This window comes from Agromyces humi, from assembly GCF_009720255.1.
In the GTDB taxonomy this organism is placed as follows: Bacteria; Actinomycetota; Actinomycetes; order Actinomycetales; family Microbacteriaceae; genus Agromyces; species Agromyces humi.
Genome location: NZ_WJSP02000364.1, coordinates 1 through 3,679 on the forward strand (window position 1 = coordinate 1; position 3,679 = coordinate 3,679).

A 3,679-nucleotide genomic window follows, 5' to 3' on the forward strand; every position below is an offset into this window, starting at 1 on the left:
CCCGCAGTTCGTCGACCGCCGCCGCGCGCTCGGCCGCGGCTCGCTTCGCCGCACGGCGAGCGTTTCGACGGGCATCGACCAGCGAGGCGATCGCGGCGACGGGTCCCAGCGCTGCGAACGCCAGGGAGAGGGGGGATCCGGTGATCGCCCAGAGCACGACGGCGCCCGCGATCGGTGTCACCGAGGCGAGCCAGGGGAAGCCGGGTGGCGTGGGCGCCGGTGGATGCGCCGGAAGCATCAGTGGCCCGTCGGGGAGGTGCTGCGCGAGGCGCGCCACCGCAGCGGCTGAGTCGGTCGGCGGTGCATCCACCCGCCGATCCGATCATGCTGCACAGCGGATCGGTGCACCGTGGTCGTGCCGGCTGACGCACGCAGCATCCGCTCGCCTGTCGAGGACGAGTGGGCTGCGCCGCCTGCAGGAGGCATGCACCGTCCCGTGGGATCAGGCCACGACGAACGACTGCTCGGCGAGCTCGACCCGACTGCCGCGCGGGACGAGATAGCGCCGTCCCGGCTCGCACCTCACGGCACCGTCATCGGGACGACGCACGATCGTGCCGTTGCCCGAGAATCGATCGGCGATCCACATCACGCCGTCATGTTCGCCGAACTCGAGATGCGTCTTCGAGACGGAGAGCGATCGATCAGCGATCTGCACGAGGTGGTCGAACCGCTCGCCGGGCTGCGGCAGGGGCTTGCGTCCGATGAGGCCCGAGCCGAAGACGGTTCGCGTCTCGCCGGTGCTGAACGCCAGCACGAAGGTCGGGGCTGCGACGGCGTCGGGAGCCGCAGACGCGTCGACGTGCTCCGTCTCGCCGACGGGCGCCTCGCCGTGGGCCATCGAGCCGGCGTCGGCGTGCGCCGGCAGGGCTGGGATGGGTGACGCCCCCCGGAATCCGTCGACCGGGATGCTGATCACGCCGCTGTTGCGTCGTGCGGGGCGCTCGATCGCCGTCGTGTCGCCGGGACGCGGGTCGGACCGTCGACGCGACTCGGGCGTGGCGCTCGTGGAGCTGCCGCAGTCGCCGCAGAACATCGCCCCCTCGGGAAGCTCCGCTCCGCAGATCCGGCACGTCACGGCTTGCCTCCTCTCCGCGTGACAGCGTACCCGCCGAGTGAGGTCAGCGAGATCGCCGCACGCAGACGTTCGAGGCGGGTGCGGGGAGCGCCCAGCCGTTCCTGGAGCTCGTCCACGACGTCCCACACCCGCTCATCGTCGCCGTCGGTCGGACCGTCGGGCGCGAAGACCGCCCGATCCACGACGGAGGCCAGCACGAGCGGCGCGAGCCCGCCGACGGTGGCCGCCTGTTCCGCCCGGGTGGTGTTCGGACGGATCGGATAGCCGTAGTCGGCCGCCGTGTCCGCGAACTCCTGCCACCCGCCCTCGATGCGCTCCACGGGTGTCGGCGCCCGGCGCCGCACTCGGCGACGGCGGATCTTGGCCACGATGACGGCGAGGAACGGGCTGATCAGCAGGGCGAGTCCCAGCGCCGCGAACCCGGCGATCGTGAGTCCGGCGAGCAGCGCGGCGACCCACGGCTCGGCGCTGTCATCGGGCTCGTCCAGTGAGAGGTCGGGATCCGAGTCGAGCTCATCCACGGGCGTGCGCTCGGCCGGAGGCGGGAGGGCGGACTGCGGCCGCGACACGACGGTGGGCTGGTCGGGTTCGCGCTCGGGGATGTCACGGACGTCGGGGTTGGGGTCGACCGGGATCCAGGCGCCGTCCGAGGTCTGGATCTCGATCCAGGCCTGCCGGTCGCGGCTCTGGAACACCACCGTGCCGTCGTCGTCGGGGTCGGCGCCCGTGTCGCCCTCGGCGGCGGCATCCGCGGCATCCGACGAGGGGAGGTATCCCACCACTACGCGGGCCGGGAAGCCGATCTCCCTGGCCATCAGGGCCGCGGCGACCGCGTACTGCTCGCCGTCGCCGAGCATGGGGCGCGCGGTGGCGAGCTCGTCCAGTCGGTCGAGCGCGTGACCGGAGCGGCTCGACGGCTCGTCCCCGACGCCGTGGCTCACGTACCCGTCGCGCTGGAACCCGTTGACCACGTCGCGGAGCCGCTCGCCCGGCTCCTCCGACGCGGGCGCCCACAGGTCGAGGAGCTCCGACAACCGGGCCGGCAGATCTGGTGCGGCGGGGAGCACGCTGGTGCCGGGGCTGAGCTCTGCGAGCGCCTCGGACCGCACGGGGGTCACCGATCGCGCTGTGTAGCGATCACCCTGTTCGAGCCCGGCCCTGATCGCCCCGGTTCCCGTGACGTCGTTGTAGAAGAAGCCGTCCGCGAGGACTTCCGCGCGTGGCCCCGCGAAGGTGATGCGCTCGAGCTGCCCGATGCCCGGCACCCACACATCGGAGTACCCGAGCACCTCGACCTCGATCTCGGTCTGCTCGCCGTCGACGTCCGTCTGGTCGAGGCGGTACGGCACGCGGGTGAATCGTCCGGACTCCGCCGAGCCGTCGGTCCCGCCGACGGAGTACACGATGCCGTCGTAGGTGTCGAGGGCCGCGATCCGCAGCCCGCTCCCCGGCGGCAGGCCCCGCACCGCCAGCATCTCGACGTCGGCGACCTCGGGCTCGAACGCAGAACGGAAGCCGGCGAGGGGGCTCTGCTGCGCACGCGGCTCGAACGGCGGCTGGACTTCGGCGCGCACGACGCTGCGCGCCGGCATGGGCAGGGCGACGGATGCCGCGGCCGAGCCGATCAGCGCCACGGCCACGATCGCCGACGCCCCGAGGACACGGCGGGCATCGGCGAGCGCCGCCTCGACGGGTCGGCCGCTCGTGATGGCCCGGCGGTCGGCGATGGCCACGCGCACGAGCCAGGCCACGGCCGTGATGAGGAAGACGAGACCCGTCTCGACGGCGAGGGCCGCATGCACCACGCCGAGGGCGATCCCGGTGAGGAGCAGGACGGCCGGGGGGATGATGGCTGCGGCCGGCCGCCGGCTCCGCAGCGCGATGGTCACCGCGCACGTCGAGGCCACGAGGCCGAGCAGGAAGGGCGGGACGAGCAGCGCCTGGTACGAGCCGACGGGCACGGCGATCGTGACGAGCTGCTTCCACGACAGGGCGGCGCCGGCGATCAGCTCGACGAGGCCCTGCGGGCTGGGGATCACTCCCCCGATGGCCCGGCTGGGCACGGCAACGGGCACGCCGAGCAGCAGGTAGGCGCCGAACAGGGCGATCACCACGGCCCAGGCCGGCCAGCGGAAGGTTGCGCCGGCGATGCCGATGGCCGACCCCACGACGATCGCGACGCCGGCGGCGACGAGGAACGCCGTGCTCTCGTAGATCGGCCACCACGGGATCATCGCCGCTGTGAGCATGGCGACGAGGAGCGCGAGGCTGATCGCGGTCGACCAGAACCGCCGCGTCGGCGCCGACCGGCGTGCCGTGCTCATGTGACCGACGCCGATCTCGCCAGCATGGAGCGGAGGTCCTCGAGGTAGCCGATGCCGAACACGGTCAGGCCGGCCACGGTGCGAGCGGTCGCCTCGCCCTCGGGCGAGCACTGCACGGCTACGGCCTCGAGGCGATGGATCTCGCCGCGGTACGGCGACGTCTGTCGCTACTACCCGTCCTCACGAACTTCCGGCTATCCCACCATTGACGTGCGGGCCGTTCCGGTTCTGCCGGCACCGCATCCCCAGGCAGCGTCGGATAGACAGGAACCTGCGG

Annotated in this window: 3 protein-coding genes; all 3 read right to left on the reverse strand. The window is 72.8% G+C overall.

Going from position 1 to position 3,679, the window contains the following annotated elements; translation table 11 throughout:
- On the reverse strand, positions 1-310 hold a 310-nt coding region (locus tag GH736_RS19075; RefSeq protein WP_159606163.1), incomplete at its 3' end, for a hypothetical protein.
- Between the two features lie 132 nt (positions 311-442).
- Positions 443-1,078: a zinc-ribbon domain-containing protein gene (locus GH736_RS19080; RefSeq protein WP_159606165.1), complete on the reverse strand. Its 636-nt coding sequence runs from the start codon at positions 1,076-1,078 to the stop codon at positions 443-445.
- Positions 1,075-3,402 (reverse strand): transglutaminase family protein, encoded by a 2,328-nt coding sequence (locus tag GH736_RS19085; RefSeq protein WP_159606167.1) that lies wholly within the window; start codon positions 3,400-3,402, stop codon positions 1,075-1,077. Before GH736_RS19085 ends, GH736_RS19080 begins: the two co-directional genes overlap by 4 nt.
- Between the last annotated feature and the right edge of the window lie 277 nt (positions 3,403-3,679).